Raw genomic sequence first — 21759 nt, 5'->3', positions numbered from 1 at the left:
AATGTTGGGTTGTATAGCTTAACCAGTAAATGCTTTTATTCTACAAGAGAAGAAGTACATTTTTTATATAAATCAATACATGGTGAAACCTTTACAGATTCTAAAGCGTAAAAAGAGTATTACAAATTAGGAGGAATGACGATGTTTAAAAAAATAGCAGCAGATGCACTTGGACTTTCAGATATTGGTGTGGTTGTGCCAAGAGAGGACTATGATAAGACAGATGCAGATGATTTTATCTTACATGAAATTGATGAAAAAATTTACTTTTTAATTAAAACGAAGGCTGATGAGTATTGCTTTACAAATCGTGCAATTATTCATGTAGATGGCGAAAGTGCTATGAGCAAGAAACGATTACTGCGACGCTATGACTATTCAATGTATACTGTGACAGAAGTTTTTCTCGAAACAGCAGGAACAATCGACCTTGATGTCGAAATTAAGTTTACAATCGGCAATTCCCCACTATCCATCGACATTCATAAACGCTTTATTGATGACATTAAAGATTTATATAAAGCACTACATGCCATTAGCTATGAACAAAAGAACAATGCTTATAAGCTAGAAGTAGCGGAAAAAAGTTTAAACATAGCATCATCATCACTTGGTCGAATTGGCAATGACAATATATCTCCTGCGTCGTCATTCAAAGAAATTACAAGCTTTGCGAATACTTGGATGATCGATCATAAAGATAAGTATAAAAAAGAAGACTTCTCACATATTTTTGATTTATATATGAACAATTGATAAAAATAGCTCTCTGCAAGTGTAGAGAGCATTTTTAACATATAACGATATACATAAAAATTATTCTAGGAGCGTGATTAGAAAATGACAAACGACATGCATGTGCTAGAAAAAGAAGAGGTAGAAAGTGATGATTTTATACAGCAACCTCAAGCTGCTGAAACATTGTTCGTAAATGAGTTTATTGATGGTATTTTAGATCCATCACAGAAGATGTTAGGGCCGCTTAAGGATGGTGGAACGATTATTGCCAATACAACACCTGGATGTTGGGGACCCATGCTTACTCCTACTATTCGTGGAGGACATGAAGTAACAAAGCCCGTGTTTGTAGAAGGTGCAGAGGTAGGTGACGCCATTGTTATAAAAATTAAATCTATTCAGGTCACATCTCTTGCAACTTCGTCTGGCCATGATGAAGCAATTGTAGATCGATTCATTGGTGATCCGTTTGTTTCAGTAAAATGTCCAGGCTGTGGCAAGCTTCATCCAAGCACAGTTGTAAAAGGAATAGGCCCACATGCAATTCGATGTTCTACATGTGATACAGAAACGGCACCCTTTAAAATGACAAACGGCTATACGATGGCACTCGATCATAAAGGGCAAATGGGTGTAACTGTTGGACGAGAGGGTGCTAGACGAATTGCACTTGATGCTAGAAACTACATGAGAACACCTGAAAATTCTGTACAAAATCCTGTTGTTGCATTGGCTCCAAGCGACTTAGTAGGTGTATTGGCGAGAATGCGACCATTTTTAGGCCCCTTCTAAAGCGATGCCTGATTCACATAATGCAGGTGACTTTGGTTCATTTTTAATTGGAGCACCACATGAATATGCTTTTACTCAAGAAGAATTGGATTTACATCGTACCGATGGACATATGGATATCAGCCGAGTACGAGAAGGTGCGACTATTATTTGTCCAGTCAAGGTACCAGGCGGTGGTGTATATATTGGAGACATGCATGCTATGCAAGGGGACGGCGAGATTGCAGGACATACAACCGATGTAGCGGGTATTGTGCAGCTTCAAGTTAAGGTATTGAAGAAAGTAGCTTTGGAAGGCCCAATTTTACTACCAAATGTAGAAGACTTACCTTATACAGCCAAACCCTTTACAAAGGAAGAAAAACGTCGCGCACGTGAGCTAGCGGAGGAGTTTGGTGTTAAACAGGTAGAGGATGCATTCCCAGTGTCGGTGATTGGTTCTGGTAAAACGTTAAATGAGGCGACTGATAACGCGATTAGTCGAGCTGCGAAGCTATTTGAGATGAGCGAACCAGAGGTTTTAAATAGAGCAACTATCACAGGCTCCATTGAAATCGGACGCCATCCAGGAGTTGTCACAGCCACTTTCCAAGTACCTAAAACTGTATTGAAAAAGGTAAGAATATATAAAACTATTAAAAAACAATATGACTAATAAATGATTTCTTGAAAAAGCAAACTTTTAAAAGTTTGCTTTTTTGTATGAGCTACAAGTCAGATAAGTAAATGTTTATCTGAAATTTGAAGTTTGGATTGAAATCTATTTTTGTGTTGATATAATAGTTAAAGTTTAACAATGAGTAACAGGACCTTATATAAAACAGATGAGTATAGAAGAGAAAAGTTGGTGTCTAATGACAGAAATTATAGGTGTGGAAAACAAAATAGAGAAAAAGAATAGTATAAAACCTTTTATATTAAAAATGAGAGGAGGAGGTCATGCTCCATCTCGAACAAATTTTGCTGATGCCTTTACTGGAGCAATAGGAGGATTAATATGCATTTTTGTGTTGCTATGGTTAACTAACATTACCAATTCACCTTGGTTAATGGCATCATTAGGCGGTAGCTGCGTTCTTGTATTTGTCGTCTGGAATGCACCTTTGTCCCAGCCCCGAAATATAATTGGAGGTCATTTTATTTCGGCATTTATCGGGTTGGCCATGTATTCATTACTAGGCTCCAATATATTGTCTATTAGTCTTGGTGTCGGATTAACTATATTTTTTATGGCCTTTTTAGGTGTCATACATCCTCCAGCAGGCGCCAATCCTATAATTATTATTTTAGGAGGTTATGGTTGGAGTTATTTACTAACCCCTGTATTAATTGGAGCAGTCATAATTGTATTTTTCGGTTTGTTGATCAATAATTTACGAGAAAAAAGAAAATATCCGTTGTTTTGGTAAAGATGATATCCATCTATAAAGTGTGTTCACTTATATAGGTGGTTTTTTATATTGTTAACGTTTTTGCTATGCATACCCATATTTTTTTAGCATATGTTAGTTAAGATTTGTTATATTGAAGAAAGAGTGTAAAAATCATGTATTTGAATGATAGGGGAAGATCTTTGTTGGTAGAAATTGATGGGAGGATCCATTTTTATGCTGTTGGACTGTGATGAGCAATTATTCATGGCTTATAAACAAAAAAGTAAAAAGGGTGCTGAAAATATACTAGCAACTTGGCTGGAAGCAGAGTCAAATCTGCAAGAAGATCCAAAAATACTTGGTACTTCGCTTTCACCCAATCTATTTTTAGTAAACGAAGAAACGGCTAAGAATATTGCCTTTTCCACAGCACGTAAATATTGGGGTCATGTATCAACAGAAATGCAAATATATTTTGACAAATATGGTTTAGATTCAAAATTTGTGAATGAGCGTCTCAGTGCTTTTTTCTATACTCAAAAAGGTAAAGATACTTTTTTTGAGCAGCTTTTTGCACAACATACAATAGACTTAGAACGATTAATTTGGTTAGTCTTTGGGAAACGAATGCAAATAGCTATGCCAGTTAATGAGCTACAATCAATTATTTTATATAAATTTCAAGATGAATATTTAGTGCATATGATGTATAAAGAGCATGCATCTTTTTGGCATTGGCTTTTCACAAAAAAAGTTTATTCACTGCTTATCCACAAACCTTTAGAGCAATTCACATTTCTTTATGAAATAATGGGACATTTCGAGCATTCTGTGAGAGAAAATTGTGAACATGTGGATAACTTTGTGAATAACTATAAAGCGATACTGGATAAGTGTATAACTCATGTGGATAAGCATAATGCTAGCTGTTTGGCAAAGAAACAGTTACGTCTTTATCAAATTGTTACTCATTATTGCTTATCAGAAGGTGATTTTAATAGTGTCAAATCGTTTATTACCTCATTTGAAGCGGAATGGCGCTACTCGATGTATGCACTATCAGAGAAGGAAAAAGTGTTAATTGCCTATATTTTATTTCATATAGCAAATAGAGAACAGCAGAGTGAAAAGGTTATACATTATGGTGAATATTTATTAGAGGATGAACGAATAAATAATTATGCCATTGAAATATTACTAGAGTATAAAGAGCTATTACCAAATCGTAAACCAACACCACCTGCCATTATTAAAAATTATCAGTTAAATTATTTAGAAAATTTATATGCCATTCTACTAGAGCATTATGTAAAAATGGCACGTTATGAGGATGGCTTACTTTTATTAAAAGAGCATGTTTTAGCATCGAATAAAAAAATTAATTCTTCATTAGTACAAAAAAACTTTAGTAGTGAACAGCTTATTGCAATTGAAGCATATGTTCAACAGGATATAGCACTTCATGTGAATAACTCTCTACAACATATTGGTTTGTCTGTGGAAGAGTGGCGACGCAATTATCGTCAACCAAATGCACCATACTATGTTGTAGCACAAAGTGCCTCCCTGCATATGTTAAATATTTTAAGAGTTTTGTTTGTAACAGAGCAGTACGAGCTTTTTGAAAAGTTAATGGAGATTTACAAAAAATATCTACTAATAGATGATCATTTTGAAAACCTACGTATGTTTATTAGTGCGTATGTATAAAAAAGGTGTCTAATACATCACAGTATTAGACACCTTTTTTTACTCTAAAACACCTTTTTCCTTCAAAGCCTTGATTTGTTCAGCATTAAAGCCCAGAGATAGTAAAACTTCCTCATTATGCTCGCCTAATTTAGCACCAACATGCTTGTATTCAGGCTGCGTACCATCAAATTTAAACGGAGAGGCAATTTGTTTTTGCATAGTGCCATCGCTTTTGGGTATAGTCACAATCATTTCTCGTGCCTTTAGCTGTGGATGCTCACATGCTTCAGGAAATGTTAGAACTGGCTCTACACAACCTTCAAAATCCTCGTTAAACACTTCAAGCCATTCCTCATATGTCTTGGACAAGAAGGCATCGTGAACAGCCTCTTTAAAACGAATTTGCGTATAGTAGGAGTCATTGAAGGTATTATCGATCAATTCGGGAATATCGAGTGCTTCACATAGCAATTTGCGAAATTGAGGCTCTAAACTACCGACAGAGAAAAAGCGCCCATCCTTTGTTTTGTAAAAATCATAGTAACTGCCTCCATTTAAAATTTCTTGCTCTGGCTGTGGTACACGTCCACCTCCAATAAATGCTGCACCATACATAGCATTAAGTGAAAAGACAGCATCTGTCATACTAATATCGATGAACTGTCCCTCTCCTGTTTTTTCACGATGAAGGGCAGCAGCCAGCACACCTATTGCTGCATGCATTGTCCCTCCAGCTATGTCTGCTAATTGAACGCCCATGGAAACAGGCTTTTTATCCTTATGGCGGGAATAGTCGAGTAAGCCAGCTAAGGATAGATAGTTATTATCATGTCCTGGTCGATTACTATAAGGCCCTGTTTGTCCGTAGCCAGTAATCGCACAATAAATAACCTTAGGATTTATTTCTTTAAGCGCTTCATAGCCGATGCCAAGTCGCTGCATTACACCAGGTCGAAATCCTTCGATAATAACGTCATACTCCTGTACAAGTGATTTAACAATGTCGATAGCTTCTGGTGATTTTAAATTTAGCGTTATAGATTTTTTTGATCGATTTAAATGTTGATGGATATATGCCTCGTGATCATCGTCATAGGGAGGCATAATTCGCGTTAAATCAACCCGCTTTGAAGATTCAACATGGATGACATCTGCTCCTAAATCAGCAAATATCATTGTCGCCATTGGTCCTGGTAGTAATGCAGAAAAATCGAGAATTTTTAACCCCTTTAAAATACCCAAATCTTCCAACCCCTTTTTGTGTAGGCTACACAACCATCTGGATGATGATGGCGAGTAGCGCTTTTCTCATAATCCCCATTGTGTGAAAAGCGAATTCTATATACTGTATTATTACAGTTTATTATATTTTAATGAGTATTATAACAGATTAAATCTTAACTTGCCTATGCTAATTTTTATTATAGAATAAACGCTTCAACTTTTATATGTCAGAATAACAATAAAAGTAAAAAAATTTAGAATTTAGATTTTCTATCAAATTTCAGATAATTAGCGTCAGCTGTTGCAATTTTTAATCTAAATAACTAAAATGTTGGAATTTTGTTTGCCAGATTCTATATGATACAACCTCGTTTATTGATACAATCCTAGTGGTGTGTTGGATTCTTCTTACACAATTAATACATGTTACTTTTACCTATAGGAGTCTTTGCTTATAATAGGCACTAATTGTTTAAGAATCTCTCAAAATATACATATTAAAAAATCATAAATAGGAGGGGAAAAATGAAATCGCACCGATTAAAATTAAAGCATCTTATAATGGGCGTAGCAATGGCAGCATTCTTTTTAACAAGCATAGGTAGTGTTTGGGGCGGCTACAGGATGAACATTGATTCCATTAAGGAAAATACGCTAGAAACGAATAGAGTTTATGCTCAAAAATTGGCCTCAACTGCTGATTCCTATCTCCACGAAGCTTTCCAAATATTAGGATATAGCGCGGATCAGGTTAGGACGAAAATGGATGATGAACAAGTATTGAATCAGGAAACAGAGCGTTTGAGATTGCAAAATCAAATGTTCAATTCGGTGGTTATAACAAATTCAAAGGGACTTGTTTTATCTGTCTCTCCGCCATCTATAGAAATTAAAGGAGAGATTTTAACATCAATTGGCGCTAAAGAGGCATTAGCCAAAAAGACACCAATTATTTCTAAGCCATATGAGGCGATGACAGGGCGGCTCATCATTTTTATATCGCATCCTATTTTCTCGGAGTCCAATGAATATCTAGGAATGATTGCTGGCACTATTTATTTAAAGGAACCTAATGCCTTTAAAACCTTGTTGGGAGAACATTATAGTAAGGATGGTTCTTACGTATATGTAGTTGATTCAGAAGGACGAGTTATCTATCATCAAGATCCAAGTCGTATTAATGACATTGTAACAAAAAATAAAGTCGTTCAAGCTGTTACATCTGGCAAGGATGGTGCCCAACTAGTTGAGAATACAAAAGGAGTGAAAATGCTAGCTGGCTATAGTGCAGTGGCATCGACAGGGTGGGGAGTTGTTGCGCAGAAACCTTTAGAAGTTGCATTAGCCCCTTCATTTGATCGTGTACAGGAGGTCATTATAAAATCTGTGCCTCTTATGTTTGTTTCCATTATCATTGTACTTTGGGCTGCAGCACGTATTGCGAATCCCTTACAACAATTAGCATCATTAACAGAAGAAAGTTTAGATAAGAAAAATGTAGAAGGTTTAAAATCTGTTAGTGGATGGTACTTTGAAGCCTATTCTTTGAAGAATGCATTGGTTCGAAGTTTATCGTTTCTACATGGACAGGTCTCCTTTTTCAAAGATCAATCTACTGTTGATCCACTGACGGGGATTACGAACCGACGTACAATGGATTCAATGCTTGCTGAATGGTTAGCGAGTAAGGTACCACATGCCATTATTTTGTTAGATTTAGACCACTTTAAAAGTGTGAATGATACATATGGACATGCAGTAGGTGATAAAGTTTTACAATTTTTGGCTAGACAAATGGAATCAGTAGCTCGTGAAGGCGATGTATGTTGCCGTTACGGTGGCGAGGAATTTGTCATACTTCTGCCGAACACGATGATAGAGGAAGCCACACTAGTCGCAGAACAATTACGAAAAACTTTGGCCGATACGGTCAGTCCATGTGGTAGACCAATAACATTATCTGCAGGAATAGCTGCCTATCCAGCAATGGCACATACAACTGAAGCGCTAATTGAAGCGGCTGATGACGCACTTTACCTTGCGAAACAAGAAGGGCGAAATCAGGTAAAAGTTGGAGTCTCAAAAAAGGAATAAAAAAATATAACAAAAGAGCTTACAACCCTAATTTTTGGGGTAATGATTAATGCAAACATCATTTGGGCAAGCTGTATATAAGTCATCAGCCACATGACTTTTAAATTATGTTCAAATGATATGTAACTCGGGCCACATCTCTTGATCGACTTGACAAGACGTAAGGTTATCCCCCTTTCCCTTATGACACCCCAAGTACGACTAGATGTATGCCTATATATCGTCAAAAGCCAAGCGAGCACCGATGCTCCTTGGCTTTTTTACATTTTGTGGGATATTCTAACAAAGTGACAAGCTGTGGTTTTGATACGAATTATAGAAAGGTGATTAGTATAAGGAGCCATTAAGGAAAACTTAGCTTTCCTTTTGATGACAACAAATTTGTTGCTCCTTGGCAATTCCCTTTAAACGTGCATAATCATTTCCCCATGTACACATTGTATTTAAAACGGGTATAAATGACTCTCCTAAATCTGTTAAACTATATTCTACTTTTGGTGGTACTTCTTTAAATATTTCTCTCCGAACAAGTCCGTCTCTTTCTAACTGCTTCAATTGATCGGTTAGAACTTTTTGCGTAATTCCGGGTATTAATTCATAAAACTCTTTCGTCCTTACTGATTGTTGACTCAAGAAAAATAGTATTAATCCTTTCCATTTGCCACCTGCAATATCCATAAAAATATTGATTCCTGTATTATAGTTAACCATGTGCTTCCTCTCCTAAATAGGCACAAAAATGTGGCTATACCTCTTTTTTGTGCGTTATTTTCTTATTTATTATTGCTTACTATAATTAGAGGCGCAATACAATAAAAACTTAGGAGTTGTTCATAATGAGTGTAAAAGATATTTTAGAAAAAAGACGTTCAGTTAGACATTATGATTCAAATTATAAAATTAGTTCAGAAACATTGACTGCCTTAGTTGACAGTGCAAGTAAGTCGCCTAACGGAAATAATATTCAAGCAACGCGATACTTAATAATCGAGGATGCGAACTTAAGAAATTTATTACTACCTATAGCTTTTAATCAACAGCAAATAGTAGAAGCTTCAACGTTAATCGTCATGTTGGGCGACTATCAGGCATTTAACAAAGGTAATATTATTAAAATTCATGAGGAGGGGTACCAAGCAGGTTATTTTGATGAATCATTAAGAGACTATCTTGCGAATGCTGCAATAAATTATTATGAAAGTAAGACAAAAGAAGATCTAAAGTTAGAGTTAACTAGAGATGTAAGTCTTGCCTCAATGTCCTTAGTTTTGTTAGCGAATGAAGCTGGTTTTGACACAATTACGATGTCGGGCTACGATTCTAAGAAATTGAAAGAGATCTTAAATATTTCTGATAGGTATCTTGATGTTATGCTGATTGCTATTGGTAAAGGTATAAAAGCAGGTCATAAGACTGTTAGGCATAATGTAAACAAGGTAATTTATAAAAATGAAATAATTTAGTGTTTTTAAACTAACCGAACTTTTAAAAGTCCAAAATTAATATCTAATAAAGAGAAGCCAATTATGAATCTATCTTTAATGGCTTCTTTTTTATGTATTGCAAACTATGAATTTTTAAATATTCAGTGATGGAAAGCTAATGGACTCGCATAGTAAAGAAATCGTATTTTAGTCTCTAACTCTAGAAGAAATTTACCCTACTATTTTAGATTTATCTATGAAGGTTCACTAGTCTTTGGTCGATATAAAGGATATGAGCAAATGATATTTGTACGTATCAAAATACATAAACGAAAGGAAGAGTGGAATGGATAAATCTAAAATCCAAAAAGTAAATAAAGCCTTGATTGCAACAGTATTTGCTTCAAGTGGGATTGCTGTTGTAGTACCTCCACCAAATGCAGCAGCGGCTACTTCTCCCTTTACGGATATTAACCAATACTCGGACAATTATAATGAAATATTAAAACTATATTCTCAGGGCGTAATGAGCGGTTTTGCGGATAATACTTTCCGTCCTGATGTCAGTGTAACTCGTGGAGAGGCAGCGAAAATGCTGGCAACAGCGTTAAAATTGGATACAAAAAATATCCAAGATCCTTACTATAAGGATGTTCCAAAGGGCAATCAATATTATAAATACGTAGCGGCATTGCAAAATGCAGGTATTATGTCGGGCTATTCAAATGGCATGTTTATGCCGAATGAAGTGTTGACTAGAGGGGAACTAGCCAAAATGGTTGTAGTTGGATTCCATCTAGAGGTATCCCCTACGTACAATAATATTTTTAAAGATGTGAATAGCAAAACAAACAATGCCATCTATATTCAAACTTTAATCGATTTGAATATTACAAAGGGCACAACTCCTGTTACATTTTCTCCATTTGATCCTGTTACTCGCGGACAGTTTGCTTCGTTTGTAGTGGGTTCACAAGAGAAGAAAAGTAATGAAACATCTTACAAAATCACAAATGTGGATGATGACGCAGTTTATATAAATGGCCAGTCATATACAATTCCAGAGAGTCTTGCTCATATTTTTAACGAATATAATGCTCCGGTGTTAAAAGGTGCATTCATTGAGGGGGATTTATCGAGTAAGGGAATTCGCTCCATTTCAAAATTGACCCTTAATGCAAGTGGGACAAGCACACGTTCTCTAGATTTTGACGGAAATTACGGTTCTTTTGGTGCAACGATTGTAGTAAATGGTAATTATATAGAATTCTCGAATATGACGCTGACAGGGACAATGTTTGTCAACGAAACCGTTCGCCCACCATTGCATTTAGGGGCTACTTACAATCAACCATTAGCTCTTGGTCGTGTGGCAAGTAACAATATTTCATTTATTAATTGGTCAAACCCAGATAACAATAAAGGCGATGATTCGTCAAATAACAATTCGAACGATCTTCAAAATTGGACAAAACCAAATACTGAAAATGATAAGCCATTTGTTAACTGGTCTAAAGAAAAAGAGGAAATGAAAAACGTTGAGAAGTACCTAGAATTTTATAACAGCAGTGTTTCTCGACTAGTAGTATCTCAAACAGGTACAAAAATTGAAACAAATACAAAACTACCACGTGTAGACATCATTGGAAATGTGCGTGAGTTTGAAATTCAAGGTGATATTGGTACGTTAAATTTAAATACAGAAACAAAACTTACAATTTATGGTTCAGGAAATATCGATTGGATCAATTACAATAGCTACACAGATCTAGAGCTGTATATTGATGGACGAATTGGCACATTATTTGTTGATAATTCATATGGCAAAATTGATATTGGAGATTATACGTATATTGATAAGGTCATCTTACCTAAGGATGGATCACCAAATAATATCTTCGACGATTTCCTCGATGATAAAGATAATATAGGCAATATTACTGATCCAGATGGCAAACCAATTGATAAAGAGGAAAATGAGAATCAAAATCCTGATGATAAAACAAAACCAATCATTAGTATTACAAATGTAAAAGTACTAAATGGTAGCGAAATTCAAGCAGATTTCACTTCTGATGAAGTCGGTACGTACTATTATATTGTGCGTGAAAAGGGCGCAGAGGCACCAAATAAAAGTGAAATGGTTAACCGTCTCTCAAATAAGAACGTAGCACATGGAACTGCGGCAGCCATCAAAGGAACAAACTCAATTAAGGTTTCTAATTTAGGTGAGAAAAAGGAATATGTTATCTACATTATGGTTGTGGATGGCTCGAAAAATGCATCGGACATAGTTTCTCAAGAGTTCCAAATGAAAGATGCTTCACCACCAGTAGTGAAATCCCTCCAAGTTACGCCATTACATGGAGGAACACGTGCTGAATTTACTTTTACAGCCAGTGAACCAGGAGACTATTACTATTATATACGTAAGAAAACAACAGCAACTGATCCAACAACGGCTGACATCGTTGCTAACCCAACAGGAAAAGGCGAAGCAAAAGCTGTTGAACTTGGCATAAAAGGCATTCTAACGGGATTAGATGCAGAAACAGAATATCAGCTTTACGTTGTGATGAAAGATAATTCAGGTAACTTTTCGATAGACCCTCCTGCGGTAAAAGATTTTAAAACTGGTGCGCTTGATAGTGTTCATCCATATGTAGAACAAGGAAAGTTAGTAAGGAAAAGCAATAATCAGTTTGAACTTACTGTTAGTGAAGCATTAGATCCAGTAAGTGCGAACGATATTAACAATTATTTATTAACGGGTACAGTTATTGTTAACGTAACTGGAGAAAAAGGAATCAAACCATCAGCTGTAGAGTATAAAGCAGGAGATAAAAAAGTTTTATTAACAATACCATCTGATACGGGGTTTGTTAATGGTGATACGTTGCGTGTAACAGTATTACCAGGTGTTAAAGATTTAGCGGATAATGCGTTTGAAAATACTGGCACAGTGAAGCCAGGTGACCCGGTTCGTAACTATGCTGAGTATAAACATGAAGACACTGTGGAACCAAAGATAACAATAAAAGATCCAGTGAATAAAGCGGATGAATCTGATGGTTTCCGTAGAGCTGAAATCGAATTTGAGCCTAATAAAGCGGGAACGTATTACTATATGATACTACCTAATACAGTAATAGATAATGGCGAAACGAAGACCTTCCAACAATATTTAACAGATCATAAAATTACTGAACGAGATTTCATTAATGAATTTGCAGGTGACACTGGTAAATCTGGTTATTTCCAAATTGGTGGAAAAGATATATATATTCAACGTGGCTCAGGGACAGCAGATTTAGAAACAGCTACGCAAAAATTCCCTGTATCTGTGGAACAAAATAAACTCGATCCGTTTAATAGCTATTCTATTTACATGGTACTAAGAGATCGTGGAGGAGAACTTTCTAAAATCGCAGGTCCTAAGACAGTATTCGAAGATACTAAGGCACCTTTAATTCGTAATTTAGAGATTAAGCCAAAAGAGAATGATGATACAAAAGCAACTATTAGCTTTGAGACAAATGAAACAGCAAAAGTTCATTACTGGTTTGTGGAAAAAAGAATTAAAGATAAGGATGGTATATTAATTGATAATCCTGATGCTAATTTAACCGCTCCAGCAGATGAAAAATATTTAGAAACAAAACTCAAAAGTAGTCCATCTGTTGAAAAGATTGGAAAAGGTCTGTCAGGGACGGTTGATGCCAGAGGCGTTACTTTAAAGCCACATACTGAATATGTGGTTTATGTTGGAGCAGAGGACACACCTGGAAACTTTACAATTTATAAAGCTAATGTTCCATATAATGATCACGATAGAACTTCAACAGGATTAATGAAACAAGATTTCTACTCTGATGGAACACCACCAAGCATTGGCATGGTTTCCCCATTGGATAACAAATATTATCCAGGTCTTATTTATCGTAACAGCGACGATACATTTACCATTACTTTTAGTGAAACAATTATGCGTGATGAAAATGGTAAGTCTAAACTTGTAAGTACAGGTGATACAGTTGTTGTTAATTTAGCAGATATTATGACGATTACGACAAAAGATTCCAATGGTAATGAGATTGATGTGACAGCTAAATATGCCCCTGTTACTTATACTACTGGAACAGATACAACGAAAGCTAGTAAGCTCATTATTAAATCGAAAACATCTAATGACGCAAATCAAACAATAACAGTTACAATGAAAGATAGTACTCGAGACTTTGTGATTCCAGGCTATGAAGGCCATAAGTTCGTTGATAAGGCACAATACTTATACAGAACATTGGATGCGAAGTTTATGGAAATTAAACTCGGCTACCTGAATACATTGGGTGACGATAGAAAAGTTCAAGCGACATTTGATTTACTAGGTTCTGCTCAACAATTCTATGAGAATGGCGAATCACTGAAGTACTATTATTTATCCGATACTGCAGGAACAAATGAAACAGTTATTGCTAATAGAACACCTTCACAAGTGATTCAAGCGGTTGTACATGGTACAGACAGTTCTTTAGCAAAGGGAACAGGAACAGTTGCTACTAATGTTGCTCGTGTTACAAAAGAACTAACACATCCAGCCAAATTCTTCAACGGAGACTGGGTGACAATTGTATTAGAAGACAAGTATGGTAATTTCCATAAGTTCTATGCAAAGGTTGGTTATAAAGACCCTTCAATACAATAATTATTAAAAAACCAAGTAGATTTATACAAGTCTACTTGGTTTTTGTTTATTATTAATTTCTCTTTATTTCCTTGAGTTAGAATCCAAAAACCGTGGAAGGCGGCCAAGCATACAAGGTAGGACACTCACATGGTCCACCTCATCAAACTTCACATAATTAGTATGAATGTTTTGGTCGCTTAAACGCTTCAGTCGTTCAGCCGCTAGATCAGCTCCCTCTAACATATCTGGCAACTCGTTAGCACCTATTGTGAGTAAGAGATTGATAGCATGCTGACCGTTCCAATCATCAAAACATCTGTCTATTACTTTTAGTACTGCATTGTCAGCCCACCAAACAGAGGGACTGCCAGCTACAATGTGACTGAATAAGTGAGGTTTTGCACATAAAGCATATAGTGTGAAAAGACCGCCTAAGGAATGACCAACAATCGCTTGCTTCTTTTTATTGATAGGCCATTCCTTTGCTATAGCAGGCATTAGCTCATGTTCAATAAAATCTAAGAACTCATTAGCTTTGCCATTTGGAGGCCAAGGCGTTCCATCTGGACGTGGTGGCAGATGTTCTTTGGTAACAGGTAGTGTAAAATCGAGACAGCGTCGCTCCATATCAAAAGGTTCCTTTGAGGGATAACCGATGCCAATAACAAGAATAGGATCATAGCCTTTTGGTTTACGTGTTTGTAATTTCACTGCCTCTGCAAGTGTTGGAAAAAGGGCGTCCCCATCTAAGGCGTAGATGACCGTATACCCATCTGCTGGTGGTTCATCTGTTGGGCTTGCAATTAAAATGCGATAATCTAGCTGTTGACGAGATGTCATGGCAACTTCAAAGTAGTTTTCTGATGTATAAGGTTTCTTTGTCATTGTTATCATGGCGCTAAAAACTCCAATACATCTTCTATCACTTTTCCTTGAGCATGAATACCGCCATTTAGCCAGTAATCCGCGGATGTCTCAAATACTTGATTGTTTTTGAAGGCTGCTGTACTTTGCCAAATTTTACTGTTCTTCAACTCATTTAAAAATTCATCCCCAAGATTACCATCATTGATTAGGAAAATATAATCGGCATCCAGTTCAGGTAGAATCTCCAATGATACTTCGAAGGCACCATTTTTCACGTAGCTGCTTTGTTCAAATCCTAATTCATGTGTTAAGACATACCCACTAAAATACTCATCTGTCATGAAAAACATACCTTTTGCATTAAAGCGAATTAACGCAATTTTTTTACCCTCTGTTATAGAGGATAGCTTTGTTTTTGCTACATCTACTTTTTCTTGATAATCCTGTATGGCTTGCTCAGCCTTGTCTGTTTCATCAAGTAGTTGCCCTAAAACTTTAATAGAGCCTTCTAAATCACTTGCAGCATTATTAAAAACATAGGTTGGTGCGATTTTTGCATATTTTTCATAGGTGCCATTTTCCACATAAAATGAATTGTGCAAAATAATTAAGTCTGGTTTATCTGCCATAATGGCTTCGGCTGATGGGGGACCGCTTGCAAAGCTAATTTCTGGTATACCCTGTAGCTGATCTTGTAAATAAAGCTGTGGCTTAACACCATTAGACCATTGCATAGTAGGCTTGATACCAAGAGCTAGTAAAGAATCCTCCATGACAGGTGCAAAAATTTTAGTAGGCTTAGCTGGTAGTGTTACCTCATTACCAACCTCATCTTTTAGTGTTAATGGATAAATACTTTGCTCCTTTGTACTTTCTGAGGATGCCTGCAATTCTACCTGTTCCACTTTATTGCTTGATTGGGTATTGCAGGCGGAAAGTATGCCGATAGTAAGCAAAAACATCGCTGATAAATAGGCAGATTTTATAATTGTATGACATTGAATAGGACAATTTTGTTTCATTGTTCATCAAAGTCTCCTTCCGGTGATAATCATTCTCAAATAGAATTATAAATCACTGTCTGATACGTTACCATGGACGGGGACAGGAAAAGGATTTGGATTTTTTCCGGTTAGCATAAGTAACATTTCATCTAGCATTCGGTTTATAGCAATAGCTGAGTATTCGAACCAAGGATTCGAAGGTAAAACATAGACATGTCCATTTTTTACAGCACGGAGCTCTTTCCAACGATCAAGGTATTGTAGAGTAAGCCAATAATTTCGGGTTGGTGAATCGGGACAAATGATAAATAGCAAACGGTCAGGGTCTATATTTACTAGCTGATCAAGTGTAATATGCTCATTATATGTTTGTTGGTGAGTATCGACAGAGCGAAGCTGTAAATCTGTATACAGTACATCCTGAATCCCTTTATTACAATACATAAATAATTGATCACCGCATAAACGAAGAACAGCAAACGTATCATTTTCAGCAACTTGATTAATTTCTAATCTCGCCTGTAATACCTTTTGTTCATATGTTTGAATGAAGTGCTCACCTACGCTTTGCTTTTTAACAGCTACAGCTATTTCTCTCAGCTGTGTTCGCCAATCCTTCGCTTGTATAAAGACACTTTTGATGCCAATAGTTTGAAGCCAATTAAGCATGGAGAGGGAGGGTTCCTCTTGAAAAATATGAATATCTGGCTTAGCGGAGGCTAATTTTTTGAAGTTATCCTCTGATTCTGTATCAAATATATTAACATGCACGGGAATTTTCTCTTGATAATGATTGTAATAATAAGGACTCCATTTAGCATTCAGCGGAGCCGCAACTGGTATGATACCAAGCGCTAATAAATTTCCAGTAGCGGAGACGGAAAAAGTAGAAATACGCTGGCGAGCCATCTCACTATAAGCAGAAGGTGAAATCCCAACTTCCTTTTTAAATTTTCGGCTAAAATAAAATTCGTCACTGTAACCTACTTTTCTAGCAATCTCACGAAGTAATAAATCGGTATCACGCAGTAATTGCTTGGCATGTCCGATACGTAGCGCCGTTAAATAATCTGTGGCACTTTGACCGAATGCCTTTTTAAATGCCTCTCCAAAGTAACTGGAACTCAGACCCGAAATGAGTGCTAGATGCTTAATCGTGAGAGGTTGATGATGGTTTTTAGCAATATAATCTCGAATATCCTTTAATGATATTTGAGTTGTCGTATCTGTTATACTTCCCGTTTCCATATAAATGTCACCCCTTATTATAAGTATGAGAATTACTTGGCAGTAACCAATAGTTTTGGTAATGCACCGAGTAACTTCTCTCTTGTAAAGGCATCTCCGTAATTCCACTTTGTTGCATCCACTAAATAAGCATGGTTAGTTTGTACAGCAGGAAGTCCTTTCCACATATCGCTATTAATCAATTCCATCGTAGCCATTTGCGATTCGGGTTTATCAGATAACAACATAAAGATACGGTCACCAGCATACTGAGGTAAGTGATCTATTGGTATTTCTCTATACCCTTCGCCTGCTTGAAGTAGCTTTTTGACTTGTGGGTGAGGTTGAAAACCATCTGGATGAAAAAGAGCAGGGGATAGACCTGTACAGCCCATAATAAAAAGGCGTTTGCCATGATCAAAAGTCAAAACAGATGCTGTTTCGCCAGGCTCTATCACTGTTTGTAGCTGCTGCCACATAGTATTTTCTTGGATTTTAAAATATTCTAGCCAATCTTCTGCACGCTGTTGTTGGCTAAGCCACTGCCCTAATAAAAGAACGCGTTCCTCCAATGAATCCCAGGAATTTAGGGTAACTGTTGGTGCAATAGAAGATAGTGCTTGATATTGCTGCTCGTCATTATTTGTAAAGATAATTAAATCAGGGTTCAGCTTCGAAGATTTTTCAAGATTGATTGGAAAGGCAACATCTTGAATATAAGGAACATGGTTTTTATAGAAGGATTTACTAATAGAGTTTTTGTTACCACCTATTGGCTGCACATCAAAAATCAACATATCCCCAAACGTTTCTCCATGATAAATAACACGATGCGGTGAACGAGGAATGGCTACCTCGTGTCCTGTCCAATCTTTTACAACAGTTTTTTGTTTATATTGTCGTGCAAACTGTTTTGGAGGTATTCCAATTACCTGTCGGAAGCGGCGATTAAAATAATATTCATCATCAAATCCCACTTGCTGCGCAATATCTTTTAATGGCTCATTTGTTTGTAGTAATAATTCCTTGGCATTTGTAAGACGTAAATCTGTAATATAATCAAGCGGTTTCTTCCCAGTTAAGGTTTGGAAGATCGTACTATATTGCCATTGAGCTATACGAGCGAGTTCCGCTAGCTTTTTCACTGTTAAAGGCTGTTGAAAATAGTTATGTATATAGTCGATAGTTTCTTCAACCGCCTTTGTCATTGTCAACTGGTAGTTCATATGAAGCTGATGTTCAAATAATAAATTTAAGAGTTCATACAAGACTCCTTGTTGTTTAAGAAAATCCAATTTAGGATTTAAATTATACAGATCTTCGCTAAGACGAATTAATCGTGTATACGGATAAATTGTATATTCCACTTCATCAGAAAAAATAGATCCTAGATGTGGGGAAGGGTGCTTATGTTTTAGCTGAAAGGCTGAAAAGGCAATTTTATAGAAACGGTAACCATGATTTATATCCGATAAATCAATCATAGAATGGGGCTGAACAAGAAAAATTTTTCCTTTCGTAACCAAATAGGGTATATCATCAATCGTTAATGTCCCACAGCCATTTGTAAAAAGTATCATCGTATGATGAGAAGTCGAGATAAACGGATAGCTCTGCGAAATACAGTCAATATCTTCTAAATGAAATAGTAAATCATTGTTAATAGAAGCTGATTTATTGTCTTCCATCTGTTCACTTCCTTAGTAAATGAAAATGATTATCAATTAACTGTATTGTATAAAAAGTAAAGAGACATTTCAACAAAGATGAAATGTCTCTTGTTAGTTATTTTTTTAACATAGTAGGTAATTGTGATAACAGCCATTCTCTTGTTGAGGCATCGCTATCACTTTTTTCAATATCAAATGTGTAGACATGACCGTTCTTCACTGCCGGTAGGTTCTTCCAAATTGGACTTTCCATCATTTCTTTTGTCGATTGTTTTGCTTCATCATCGACTGGTGTGAGGATGAAAATTCGATCACCAGCATATTCAGGAAGAAGTTCTGTGGAGATTTCAGCAAAGCCTGTTCCATCATCAAGAATTTTTTGTATTTTGTCGCCAGGCTTAAGCACATTTGAATCGTATAAAACTTGAGAAAGTCCAGCACGTGCCATGACAAATAATCGATCTCCTGGATAATATGTTAAAACCGATGCCGTTTCATCTGGTTTAATGATGTCATCAGCTACAAGCGACTCCCACATTTTATCCGCTTTTTCTGTATAAGCATCCATCCATTGAGTTGCTTCTTCTTTTTTATTAAGTATATCGCCCAGCTCTGTTAAACGTTGGTTTAAGGGTGCAAAAGTATCAAACACGATAGTAGGGGCGATTTTAGAAAGCTGTGAATATGTTTTTTCATCTGAAGTACCAATAATGATAAGATCAGGCTTTAATGACAATGTTTTTTCCACATTAATAGGAAAACCAACGTCCTCCACATCTTTTACGCGATCTTCCCAAGCGTAATTTGTAATCCAAGAGAAGCCAGCACCAACTGTTTTGATATTCAATGCAAGTAAATCACCGTATCCTTCTCCATGATAAACCACTCTCTCAGGATCTACAGGAATTTCAACCTCATGACCTAAATAATCCTTATAAACACGAGTGGTTGATGCTGATGTTGTTGTCTCTTCCTTCTTCGTTTCTTCATTGGTAGAACCACAAGCAGCTAGTATGATACTAACCAGTAATAATAGGCTATAAATGAGCATATGTCGCTTTAATTTTTTCATGTCTCTTCCTCCGTAAATGATAATCATTATCGATATAGGTTAGCATAAATTAGTCAATGGCCTAGAACAATGGATAAAATGAAAAAGGGCCATTAAGGTTTATCCAAAAATCTAACTGTAACTTTAAAATAAAATCTGTTTTACCGTATAAGTATCCTTCCATTGGTGGAGAATGGACCTTTCATTGGACTAAGATTCGTGTGTAATGAAAGGGGGTAAAAAATGAAAAATTGTTGGATGTTTGTCATAACAGGAATGCTATTAATTGTTACAACTACGGGATTTGGTCGCATGGCATATGGAGTTATATTGCCGTTTATGCAGGAGGGAATGAATTTCACGACCACTCAATCTGGTTACTTAGTTAGGGTTAATAGGACTGGTGTTTGTTGCAAATTTCTGGAGGGCAACCATCACATTGTTCCTTGCTTGCTGGGAGTGCACTTGTCTATACGCCACTACTATCGATAGCCATTAACCTGTATCCTAAGAAACGAGGTACTGTCATGGGACTGTTAATGCGTGGAGCCGGGATAGGAATGCTTTTAACAGGTTTGATGGTACCTTTCTTGCTTCATCAACTTCTGAGTTAGGTTGGAGAGGAGCATGGCTAATTTTCGCGGTTTTGACACTAATCGTCGTATTGTTAGCGTTTTGTACAATTAAGCAACCAAGTTCTATACAGAAAAACAACGTTTGGAGAAGGCATGTTATTTATTACAAAGCGGGACAATGAATGTTATGGAAGTAGCGAATGCTGTTGGCTATTCTAATCCGAGCCATTTTGCTGCGGTTTTTAAGGAGAAATATGGGCTGAATCCTCGAGACTTTATCAGATACAGATCACAATAATACCCTTCAGCTTTTAAACAAAGCTGAAGGGATTTTTTTATTTCACTATGCTATCCAATACATTTTCAATAATTTGACGATTGGCTATAGCACCTGAATATAACCAGCTCGAACTTGATTCGAATTCATAAACATGACCATTTTTAATGGCAGGTATATTAGCTAGCAGAGGATCGCTTAGCAATTCAGAGCTACCTGCACTATCACTGTTAATAACAAAAAGATAGTCAGCATCTATTTGAACGAATTTTTCTAAAGAAACTTGCGACCAATCACCAGCAGCAGAAGCTGACATCTCTTTCACAAGGCTTGGCGTTTGTAACCCAAGATCCTCATAAAGAACAACACCGCTAGAAGCTGTGTCACTGACCATATAGATTGAATTATTGATATTCCAGATCACAGTGGCTGAAGGCTTCCCGACTTTGTTGTGAATTTCTTCTTTTGCTTCTTTAGCGAATTGATCATAATCTGCTAGAACTTCCTTTGCCTTATCTGTTTGACCAAAAATTTCGCCCATTTTTAATAGTTTATTGCGCCAATTATTATCCTCCGTTCCCATCACATACGTAGGTGCAATTTTGCTATATTGCTTATATTTTTCACCTTCAGCAATTTCAGGAGAACCGATTACAATAAAATCTGGATTAAAGCTTGTCACAGCTTCATAGGGAAGATCGAATTCAATTGTTGGAATATCCTTTAATGAATCCTGGAGATAGTCTTGGATAGAAGTCCCACCCTTTACGGACCATTGTGCAACGGGCTTTAAACCTAATGCTACAAGGTGATCTTCTAGATAAGGAGCTATGATGCGTTGGGGATTTTTAGGAATGGTCACTTCATGTGCTATTGAATCTGTTAATACTCGATTGGAGTTTTCTTCCTTTGCCTTCTCTATTGTGGAAGAAGATTGAGTTCCGCATGCAGTCAAAAGGATGGAAATAATTAAAATGCCAGTTAAAAAGGCATTCTTTTTTATAAATTTTTTCAAAGCTATAAGCCTCCTATTTCAATTGATTTCTATTATTCTATTTCATTAT

The 21759-nt window shown here is 36.4% G+C and carries 15 protein-coding genes and 2 pseudogenes; 9 read left to right on the top strand and 8 right to left on the bottom strand.

Annotated features, from left to right (window positions below; all coding sequences use genetic code 11):
- Positions 1 to 141 precede the first annotated feature (141 nt).
- From VK91_RS03265 to VK91_RS03250, 4 genes and pseudogenes are all read left to right on the top strand, one after another.
- Positions 142 to 756 (top strand): PH domain-containing protein, encoded by a 615-nt coding sequence (locus VK91_RS03265; RefSeq protein WP_048390761.1) that lies wholly within the window; start codon positions 142 to 144, stop codon positions 754 to 756.
- A gap of 96 nt (positions 757 to 852) precedes the next feature.
- Positions 853 to 2185, top strand: a pseudogene (locus tag VK91_RS03260) (acetamidase/formamidase family protein).
- 199 nt (positions 2186 to 2384) lie between these two features.
- On the top strand, positions 2385 to 2939 hold the full coding sequence (locus VK91_RS03255) for an HPP family protein (RefSeq protein WP_048390759.1): 555 nt from the start codon (positions 2385 to 2387) through the stop codon (positions 2937 to 2939).
- 198 nt (positions 2940 to 3137) lie between these two features.
- A complete protein-coding gene (locus tag VK91_RS03250) occupies positions 3138 to 4613 on the top strand; it encodes a hypothetical protein (RefSeq protein ID WP_048390757.1) in 1476 nt (491 codons plus the stop codon).
- A 39-nt stretch (positions 4614 to 4652) separates the two neighbouring features.
- Here the strand turns inward: VK91_RS03250 and VK91_RS03245 are convergent, their stop codons facing one another.
- A complete protein-coding gene (locus tag VK91_RS03245) occupies positions 4653 to 5837 on the bottom strand; it encodes a CaiB/BaiF CoA-transferase family protein (RefSeq protein WP_048390754.1) in 1185 nt (394 codons plus the stop codon).
- A gap of 507 nt (positions 5838 to 6344) precedes the next feature.
- Here VK91_RS03245 and VK91_RS03240 point away from each other — a divergent pair.
- Positions 6345 to 7913 carry a sensor domain-containing diguanylate cyclase gene (locus tag VK91_RS03240; protein WP_048390753.1) on the top strand — a complete coding sequence of 523 codons (1569 nt, stop codon included), beginning with the start codon at positions 6345 to 6347 and terminating at the stop codon, positions 7911 to 7913.
- A gap of 354 nt (positions 7914 to 8267) precedes the next feature.
- Here the strand turns inward: VK91_RS03240 and VK91_RS03235 are convergent, their stop codons facing one another.
- Positions 8268 to 8624, bottom strand: a complete 357-nt coding sequence (locus VK91_RS03235) for a helix-turn-helix domain-containing protein (RefSeq protein ID WP_048390751.1) — start codon at positions 8622 to 8624, stop codon at positions 8268 to 8270.
- A gap of 125 nt (positions 8625 to 8749) precedes the next feature.
- Here VK91_RS03235 and VK91_RS03230 point away from each other — a divergent pair, with 125 nt between their 5' ends.
- Both VK91_RS03230 and VK91_RS03225 read left to right on the top strand, forming a co-directional pair.
- The gene (locus tag VK91_RS03230; protein ID WP_048390749.1) at positions 8750 to 9376 is read left to right on the top strand and encodes a nitroreductase family protein; all 627 of its coding nucleotides are present in this window, start codon (positions 8750 to 8752) and stop codon (positions 9374 to 9376) included.
- A 307-nt stretch (positions 9377 to 9683) separates the two neighbouring features.
- Positions 9684 to 14042, top strand: coding sequence for an S-layer homology domain-containing protein (locus VK91_RS03225; protein ID WP_048390748.1), 4359 nt, complete (start codon positions 9684 to 9686; stop codon positions 14040 to 14042).
- Between the two features lie 63 nt (positions 14043 to 14105).
- Here VK91_RS03225 and VK91_RS03220 read toward each other — a convergent pair whose 3' ends face one another.
- From VK91_RS03220 to VK91_RS03200, 5 genes are all read right to left on the bottom strand, one after another.
- Entirely contained in the window at positions 14106 to 14918 is an 813-nt protein-coding gene (locus VK91_RS03220; RefSeq protein ID WP_048390747.1) for an alpha/beta hydrolase, read from the bottom strand.
- Entirely contained in the window at positions 14915 to 15913 is a 999-nt protein-coding gene (locus VK91_RS03215) for an ABC transporter substrate-binding protein (RefSeq protein ID WP_048390746.1), read from the bottom strand. The genes VK91_RS03220 and VK91_RS03215 overlap by 4 nt, the downstream gene beginning before the upstream one ends.
- 45 nt (positions 15914 to 15958) lie before the next feature.
- Complete coding sequence (locus VK91_RS03210; protein WP_048390745.1) at positions 15959 to 17143, bottom strand: helix-turn-helix domain-containing protein; 1185 nt, start codon at positions 17141 to 17143, stop codon at positions 15959 to 15961.
- Between the two features lie 32 nt (positions 17144 to 17175).
- Positions 17176 to 18810, bottom strand: a complete 1635-nt coding sequence (locus VK91_RS03205; RefSeq protein ID WP_048390744.1) for a helix-turn-helix domain-containing protein — start codon at positions 18808 to 18810, stop codon at positions 17176 to 17178.
- Between the two features lie 97 nt (positions 18811 to 18907).
- Complete coding sequence (locus tag VK91_RS03200; RefSeq protein ID WP_197078705.1) at positions 18908 to 19864, bottom strand: ABC transporter substrate-binding protein; 957 nt, start codon at positions 19862 to 19864, stop codon at positions 18908 to 18910.
- A gap of 389 nt (positions 19865 to 20253) precedes the next feature.
- On the opposite strand from VK91_RS03200, the gene VK91_RS22645 reads away from it, so the two are divergent.
- Both VK91_RS22645 and VK91_RS22345 read left to right on the top strand, forming a co-directional pair.
- Positions 20254 to 20457, top strand: coding sequence for a hypothetical protein (locus VK91_RS22645; protein ID WP_156181891.1), 204 nt, complete (start codon positions 20254 to 20256; stop codon positions 20455 to 20457).
- Between the two features lie 97 nt (positions 20458 to 20554).
- Positions 20555 to 20716: pseudogene (locus VK91_RS22345) on the top strand (helix-turn-helix domain-containing protein); the annotation flags it as partial.
- A gap of 37 nt (positions 20717 to 20753) precedes the next feature.
- On the opposite strand, the gene VK91_RS03190 reads toward VK91_RS22345, so the two are convergent.
- Positions 20754 to 21710 carry an ABC transporter substrate-binding protein gene (locus VK91_RS03190; protein ID WP_048390741.1) on the bottom strand — a complete coding sequence of 319 codons (957 nt, stop codon included), beginning with the start codon at positions 21708 to 21710 and terminating at the stop codon, positions 20754 to 20756.
- Between the last annotated feature and the right edge of the window lie 49 nt (positions 21711 to 21759).

It is taken from the genome of Lysinibacillus sp. LK3, assembly GCF_001043675.1.
Taxonomy (GTDB): domain Bacteria; phylum Bacillota; class Bacilli; order Bacillales_A; family Planococcaceae; genus Lysinibacillus; species Lysinibacillus capsici.
This window is presented reverse-complemented; position numbering and strand designations above follow the sequence as displayed.

Coding starts and splice junctions, on each gene's coding strand:
- VK91_RS03265 (WP_048390761.1), top strand. CDS start 142: ATGTTTAAAAAAATAGCAGCAGATGCACTTGGACTTTCAGATATTGGT.
- VK91_RS03255 (WP_048390759.1), top strand. CDS start 2,385: ATGACAGAAATTATAGGTGTGGAAAACAAAATAGAGAAAAAGAATAGT.
- VK91_RS03250 (WP_048390757.1), top strand. CDS start 3,138: ATGCTGTTGGACTGTGATGAGCAATTATTCATGGCTTATAAACAAAAA.
- VK91_RS03240 (WP_048390753.1), top strand. CDS start 6,345: ATGAAATCGCACCGATTAAAATTAAAGCATCTTATAATGGGCGTAGCA.
- VK91_RS03235 (WP_048390751.1), bottom strand. CDS start 8,624: ATGGTTAACTATAATACAGGAATCAATATTTTTATGGATATTGCAGGT.
- VK91_RS03230 (WP_048390749.1), top strand. CDS start 8,750: ATGAGTGTAAAAGATATTTTAGAAAAAAGACGTTCAGTTAGACATTAT.
- VK91_RS03225 (WP_048390748.1), top strand. CDS start 9,684: ATGGATAAATCTAAAATCCAAAAAGTAAATAAAGCCTTGATTGCAACA.
- VK91_RS03220 (WP_048390747.1), bottom strand. CDS start 14,918: ATGATAACAATGACAAAGAAACCTTATACATCAGAAAACTACTTTGAA.
- VK91_RS03215 (WP_048390746.1), bottom strand. CDS start 15,913: ATGAAACAAAATTGTCCTATTCAATGTCATACAATTATAAAATCTGCC.
- VK91_RS03210 (WP_048390745.1), bottom strand. CDS start 17,143: ATGGAAACGGGAAGTATAACAGATACGACAACTCAAATATCATTAAAG.
- VK91_RS03205 (WP_048390744.1), bottom strand. CDS start 18,810: ATGGAAGACAATAAATCAGCTTCTATTAACAATGATTTACTATTTCAT.
- VK91_RS03200 (WP_197078705.1), bottom strand. CDS start 19,864: ATGAAAAAATTAAAGCGACATATGCTCATTTATAGCCTATTATTACTG.